This is a genomic window from Sphaerisporangium fuscum (assembly GCF_018531465.1).
In the GTDB taxonomy this organism is placed as follows: Bacteria; Actinomycetota; Actinomycetes; order Streptosporangiales; family Streptosporangiaceae; genus Sphaerisporangium; species Sphaerisporangium fuscum.
This window is the reverse complement of record NZ_JAHDTF010000054.1, coordinates 39,356-45,540: the sequence shown is the minus strand read 5'-3', so window position 1 is coordinate 45,540 and position 6,185 is coordinate 39,356. Positions and strand designations below refer to the sequence as shown.

8 protein-coding genes are annotated in these 6,185 nt (G+C 72.9%); 6 read left to right on the top strand and 2 right to left on the bottom strand.

Translation table 11 applies throughout. The features are described 5' to 3' along the window. Positions 1–87: 87 nt before the first annotated feature. Complete coding sequence (locus KIK05_RS44215) at positions 88–1,302, bottom strand: ABC transporter substrate-binding protein (RefSeq protein WP_214416920.1); 1,215 nt, start codon at positions 1,300–1,302, stop codon at positions 88–90. Positions 1,303–1,361: 59 nt separating this feature from the next. Further along, on the bottom strand, positions 1,362–2,399 hold the full coding sequence (locus tag KIK05_RS44210) for an ABC transporter ATP-binding protein (protein WP_250564472.1): 1,038 nt from the start codon (positions 2,397–2,399) through the stop codon (positions 1,362–1,364). Positions 2,400–2,491: 92 nt separating this feature from the next. Between KIK05_RS44210 and KIK05_RS44205 the strand changes: the two genes are divergently transcribed. The 6 genes from KIK05_RS44205 (at position 2,492) to KIK05_RS44180 (ending at position 6,050) form a co-directional block, all read left to right on the top strand. Further along, positions 2,492–3,214, top strand: a complete 723-nt coding sequence (locus KIK05_RS44205) for a FadR/GntR family transcriptional regulator (protein ID WP_214416918.1) — start codon at positions 2,492–2,494, stop codon at positions 3,212–3,214. An 8-nt stretch (positions 3,215–3,222) separates the two neighbouring features. Beyond that, positions 3,223–3,948 carry a cache domain-containing protein gene (locus KIK05_RS44200; RefSeq protein WP_214416917.1) on the top strand — a complete coding sequence of 242 codons (726 nt, stop codon included), beginning with the start codon at positions 3,223–3,225 and terminating at the stop codon, positions 3,946–3,948. Beyond that, positions 3,938–4,282 (top strand): phosphoribosyl-AMP cyclohydrolase, encoded by a 345-nt coding sequence (hisI, locus tag KIK05_RS44195; RefSeq protein ID WP_214416916.1) that lies wholly within the window; start codon positions 3,938–3,940, stop codon positions 4,280–4,282. The genes KIK05_RS44200 and hisI overlap by 11 nt, the downstream gene beginning before the upstream one ends. After that, positions 4,279–4,923 carry a TIGR02234 family membrane protein gene (locus tag KIK05_RS44190; protein ID WP_214416915.1) on the top strand — a complete coding sequence of 215 codons (645 nt, stop codon included), beginning with the start codon at positions 4,279–4,281 and terminating at the stop codon, positions 4,921–4,923. The genes hisI and KIK05_RS44190 overlap by 4 nt, the downstream gene beginning before the upstream one ends. Positions 4,924–5,076: 153 nt before the next feature. Then, entirely contained in the window at positions 5,077–5,613 is a 537-nt protein-coding gene (locus KIK05_RS44185) for a CD225/dispanin family protein (protein ID WP_214416914.1), read from the top strand. Then, a complete protein-coding gene (locus KIK05_RS44180; protein WP_214416913.1) occupies positions 5,613–6,050 on the top strand; it encodes a DUF2752 domain-containing protein in 438 nt (145 codons plus the stop codon). Before KIK05_RS44185 ends, KIK05_RS44180 begins: the two co-directional genes overlap by 1 nt. Positions 6,051–6,185: the final 135 nt, after the last annotated feature.

Below are 6,185 nucleotides of genomic sequence, written 5' to 3'. Positions count from 1 at the left end.
GCCGCGGACCGGGACGGCCCGCCGGCCCGCCCGGCGCGCCGCCGAGGCGGGGCGGGGACACGGCCGGCGCGCCGGATGCGGAGGACGTCACCCCTTGATCTCCGTCCACGCCCGGGTCCACTCCGAGTAGTCCTTGCACTTGACGTCCGTGCGGCCGTCAAGGCACTGGGCGATCGGCGTCGTCCAGTAGTGCACCTTGGAGAAGTAGGACTCGTCGGTGGCGTGGAAGGTGTCGCAGAAGCTCTTGTCGGAGGTCTGCGCGCAGGCCTCCCTGTTCGACGGCGCCTCGCCGAACCACTCGGCGACCTGGGCGTTCGGCTTGGGCGAGATGATCCAGTCGAGCCATTTGTAGGCGCAGTTGGGGTGCTGGGCCCTGGCCGCGACCATCCAGGTGTCCGACCAGCCGGTGGAGCCCTCCTTGGGCAGGATCGCCTCGACGGGCGCCTTGTCGGCCTTGACCAGGTTGGCGATCACCTGCCAGGTGGTGCCCGCCACCGTGTCGCCGCTCTTGAAGGCCTGCACCGCCTTGGTGTAGTCCGACCAGTACTCGCCGATGTTCTGCTTCTGCTGCTTGAGCAGGTCGACGGCCGCCTGGAACTGCTTGTCGTCCAGCGCGTAGGGGTCCTTGATGCCGAGCTCGGGCTTGGTGCCCATCAGGTAGAGGGCGGCGTCGGCGATGTAGATGGGGGAGTCGTAGGCCGTCAGCCTGCCCTTGTAGGGGGAGCCCGGGTCGAAGACCACGCTCCAGGAGTCGGGCGCGGGCGTGACCTTGTCGGTGCGCCACATCAGCAGGTTGGCGCCCCGGCCGTGCGGCACGCCGTAGGCGACGCCGTTGACGGAGTTCCACGGCTTGAGCTTCAGCCCGTCGAAGACGTTCTTGTAGTTGGGGACCAGGTCGGTGTTGACCGGCGCGACCGTCCCGGAGGCGATCAGGCGCAGCGAGGCGTCGCCGGAGGCCGACACAGCGTCGTACTCGCCGGTCTTCATCAGATTGACCATCTCGTCGGACGTGCCGGCGGTCTTGGTGTTGACCTTGCACCCGGTGGCCTGCTCGAAGGGGTGGACCCAGTCGACCTTGGGGTCGTTGGAGCCGTCCTCGGCGTAACCGGCCCAGGCCACCAGGTTGACCTGGCCCTCGCCCGCGCCGAGGCTCTTCAGCGCCTCGATCTCGGGCGGGGTGAAGCCGCTCCGGCCGGGGGCGGCGGCCGTGCCGCCGGAACCGCTCGAACCGCCGGAACCGCCGCACGCGGCGGCGGCCAGCGCGAGCGCTGCGACGGCCATGGCGAGTCGGGTGGACCGCATGTGTTCCTCCTTGGCGAGGGGACGCTGAACGGGAGTCGAGGGGGAAGGAGGGGAGGGCGTCAGGAGGCGATGGCGAACTCGTGGCGGCGGTTCCAGGCGAGCCGCACCCGCCCGCCGCGCAGCCCCGTCACGTCCATGGACGACACCTCGAGGTTCTGCTGCAGGACGATGAGCCGCCCGCCCGCGTCCAGGTCCACGACGAACCGCGTCGCGGCCCCGGCGTACACCACCTCGGCGACGGTGCCGGTGGCGCTGTGCTCCTCGTCCCCGACCGGGGCCGAGAGGTCGAGCACCAGGCGCAGCTTCTCCGGCCGCACGCTGAAGGTGCCCTCCTTGCCCAGGACGGTCCGCGCCGCCTCGCCGGAGATCAGGTTGGAGGTGCCGACGAAGCCCGCCACGAACGGCGTCGCCGGCCTCTCGTACACCTCGGCCGGGGTGCCGACCTGCTCGACCAGACCGCCGTTGAAGACCGCGACCCGGTCGCTCATGGTCAGCGCCTCTTCCTGGTCGTGGGTGACGAACAGGAACGTGATGCCGGCCTGGCGCTGGATCTCCTTCAGCTCGACCTGCATCTCCTCGCGCAGCTTCAGGTCCAGCGCGCCGAGCGGCTCGTCCAGCAGCAGCACGCGCGGCCGGTTGACCAGCGCCCTGGCCAGGGCGACGCGCTGGCGCTGGCCGCCGGACAGCTGCGCCGGCCGCCGGTTCTCGAAGCCCGAGAGCCGCACCGAGCGCAGGGCCTCCAGGGCGCGCTCGCGGCGCTCGGCCCTGGCGACCTTCTTGACGCGCAGGCCGTACTCGACGTTGTTCAGCACCGTCATGTGGGGGAAGAGCGCGTAGTCCTGGAAGACGGTGTTGACGTCGCGCTCGAAGGGGGCGAGGCGCGTGACGTCGCGCCCGCCGAGCTCGACCGTGCCCGCCGTGGGCGACTCGAACCCGGCGATCATCCGCAGCACGGTGGTCTTGCCGGACCCCGACGGGCCGAGCATCGCGAAGAACTCCCCGTCGGCGATCTCGAGGTCGACGCCCGCGACGGCCTCCACGGCCCCGAAGTTCTTGCGCAGGCCGCGCAGCCGTACCGCCACGTTGTTCTCTGGCATGAGCTGAAACATATGGTTTCAAAGGTTTCCCGGCAATGCACGGTCCGGTATCAATGGGGTAAACCGTTGCGGCAGAGGGAGAAGTCACCAGCATGGACACCGCCCGCCTGGCCGTGTTCGCCCCGGTCGGCGGCGCCGCCCGCGTGGACGCCGTCGTACGCCGCCTCGCCGACGCGATCGCCCTAGGGCTGCTGGCCGACGGCGAGCAGCTGCCGAGCGAGACCGAGCTCGCCGGACGGCTGGGGGTCTCCACCGTGACCCTGCGGGAGGCCCTGGTGGCGCTGCGGCAGCGCGAGCTGGTCGAGACCCGCCGGGGGCGGGGCGGCGGCAGCTTCGTCCGCGTCCCGCCCGACCCGCGCGGCGGGGAGTTCGAGGCGCGGCTGCGGGCGTTCTCGGTCGCCGAGCTGCGCGACCTCGGCGACCACTACGCCGCCATCGCCGGCGCCGCCGCCCGGCTGGCCGCGCAGCGGTCGCTCCCCGAGGACCTCGCGCCGCTGTGGCGCTCGATCGAGGAGATGGCCGCCGCGCCCGAGAGCCGCAGGGGACGCGTCGAGGGACGCTTCCACATCGAGGTCGCCGCCGCGTCCCAGTCGGCGCGCCTCACCCAGGAGGAGATCCGGTTACAGACCGACATCGGACCGTTGCTGTGGCTTCCCCGATCGGGTGCCACCAGGCACGATGAGGTGACCGCGCAGCACCGCGCCATCGCCGAGGCCGTCCGGAGGGGCGACGCCGGCGAGGCCCGCGACCTCGCCGAGCGGCACGTGCTCGACGCCGTCGAGCATCTCATCGAGCTCCGGCTCCTCGAAACGTGAACGGAACCATGACCACGAAGGTTGAGGACGAGGCCCGCGCGAGCCTCACCCGGGCGCGCCTCGCCGTGACCGACACCGCCGAGATGGTGTTCCGCGCCCTCGCCGAGGTGCGCGCCGTCGCCGCCGAGCTGATCACCACCGCCCGCCGGAACGGGCGCGACCCGGTCACCGCCGAGCTGGCCGCGCTGCGGCCGCTGCTGTTCGGGCACCTCGGCGCGCTGGTGGCGGGCATCGGCTTCATCGCCGCGCCCGGCCTGCTCGCCGACGCGCCGTGGTACCTCGAATGGTGGCAGTACCGCCCGGACGGCGCCCCCGCCCAGCTCCTTCGCGACCTCGACCCCGCCAGCAGCGCGTTCTACGACTACACCCACTGGGACTGGTTCGCCGGGCCTCGCTCGGGGGCCGAGCGCACGGTCTGCGGCCCCTACGTCGACTACCTGTGCACCGACGACTACAGCCTCACCCTCTCGGTCCCCGTGCTCGCCGAGGGGGTCTTCGTCGGGGTGGCGGCCGCCGACGTGCTGGTGGGCGCCTTCGAGGCCGCCGTCGTCCCGGCGCTCCGCGCGATCCCGGGGCCGGCGTTCCTGGTCAACGCCTCCGGCCGGGTGGTCGCCTCCACCACGGCCAAGTGGCTCGCCGGGTCGGTGTACCGCGGCGGCGGGGAGCTGGCGACATACCCATGCGGTGACCTGCCCCTGCGCCTGGTTGCGGCACAATTGCCACATGCCTCTTGATCCGAAGATCGCGGAACGCCTGAAGCGCACCTCCGACGGCCTGGTGCCCGCGGTCGTCCAGCAGCACGACACCGGCGAGGTGCTCATGCTCGCCTGGATGGACGACGAGGCGCTGCACCGCACCCTCACCACCGGCCGCGCCACCTACTGGTCGCGCAGCCGGGGCTCCTACTGGGTGAAGGGCGACACCTCCGGCCACGTCCAGTGGGTCAAGCACGTCGCCCTCGACTGCGACGGCGACACGATCCTGCTCAAGGTCGACCAGGTCGGGGCGGCCTGCCACACCGGCGACCGCACCTGCTTCGACGCCGACGTGCTCGAGGTGCCGGCATGACTCTCACGGCGGAGGCCGGGCCCACGCGCAGCGGGGCGCGGCGCGTCCTGCTCGCCTGGGTGGCCGCCGGCGCGGCCGGAGCCGTGCTCCCGCTCGTCGCCGCCGGCCGCACCTGGGCCCGGGTCACCTTCTCCGCCGACCCCGGCGCCCCGCACATGGCGCCGGTCACGCAGGCCGGCGGCGATCTCGTCCCGGTGCTGAGCCCGCTGGCGCTGGCCTCGCTGGCCGCCGTGGTGGCGGTGCTGGCCACCCGGGGAGTCTGGCGCCGGGTGATCGGCGCGCTGATGGCCCTGTTCGGCGCCGCGATCGGCTTCGCCGCCTGGCAGGGCGCCTCGTCCTCCCACGTGGTGCGCGCCGCCCTGGAGCACAGCACCCTCACCGGAGCCGGCCACGCCACCGCGTCCGTCACCTGGGCCTGGCCCGCGACGGCCGTCGCGGGCGGGGTCGTCCTGCTGGCCGCGGGCCTGACCGCCGTGGCGCGCGGCGCCCGCTGGCCCGGCATGTCCGAGCGGTACGACCGTCCGGGCGCCTCCGGGACGGGGCGGGGCGGTCCCGGAGGCGAGCGGCCCGGCGCCGGCGACCGGTCGCTCTGGGACGCCCTCGACCGCGGGGTCGACCCCACCGACGACCAGAGGGGCTGACATCCCGGGGCGGGGAGGTGTCCTGGGCTGCACGCCGGGCCCGGCCGCAGGACACAAGTTGCCCACAAAGCGGAACGATCGGCCCTTTCGGTCGGTGCTCGTCGCTATGCTGCCGCAGCGCGAGATGCGCAATGACGTCACAGGAGTCATCGAATGAGCTACGGGAATCAGCCGGGCAACCCTGAGGGGTACGACCCTCAGCAGCCCGGCGGGGGGTACGGCCAGCAGGGCGGCGGCCAGCCTCCCGGGGGGTACGGCCAGCAGGGCGGCTACGGTCAGCAGCCCGGCGGCTACGGCCAGGGCGGGGGCTACGGCCAGCAGGGGTACGGCGCGCAGGACGGCGGTTACGGCCAGCAGGGCGGCTACCCTCCCCAGGGGGGTTACGGCTACGGGCAGGGGGGCTACGGCGGCCCGCCGCCGCAGGCGCCCGACAACCACCTCGTCCCGGCGATCCTCACCACGCTGTTCTGCTGTCTGCCCTTCGGCATCGTCTCGATCGTCAAGTCGTCCCAGGTCAACACCAAGTGGGCCGCCGGCGACTACCAGGGCGCCATCGCCGCCTCCGAAGAGGCCAAGACCTGGTGGAAGCGCGCGCTGATCTGGGGCATCGTCGTGGAGGTCGTGGCCATCGTGGGCTACTTCGTCCTCGTGGCGTTGCTGCTGTCGGCCTCGAGCTACTCCAGCTACTGATGGCCTCTCACGCGGAGCACACCGGGAGGCGCGGGGGCGGCCGGCTGAGGCCGCTGCTCGCGCCCCTCGGCGCCGCGGCGCTGGCGGGGGCGGTGGTCGCCTACGTCGGCGCCGTCGACCCCAACCAGCCGGGTCACTACCCGACCTGCCCGTTCCTGTTCCTCACCGGGCTCTACTGCCCGGGGTGCGGCACCCTGCGGGCGATCCACGCCCTGGCCCACGCCGACGTCGTGGCGGCCCTCGGGCTGAACCCTCTCGCGGTGGCCACGGTTCCGTTCCTGCTGTTCTGGTGGGGGCGGTGGGCCCTGCGCACCTGGCAGGGGCGGCCGGTGCGGACGACCCTCGCCCACCCGGCCTACATCTGGGGCTTCCTGGCGCTCGTCATCGTCTTCTGGATCGTGCGCAATCTCCCGTTCGGCCGGTTCCTGGCGCCCTGACCCAGCGAGATCGGCACCCCCTGTGGCGAGGCGACCGCGTTAAGCCCGATACCATCGGCAGGGCAAGGTCGGGGGAGGAAGCCGGTTCCGCGGTCCCAGCTGCGGGCGCGGCGGCTCCGCCCGCGAGCACAGTCG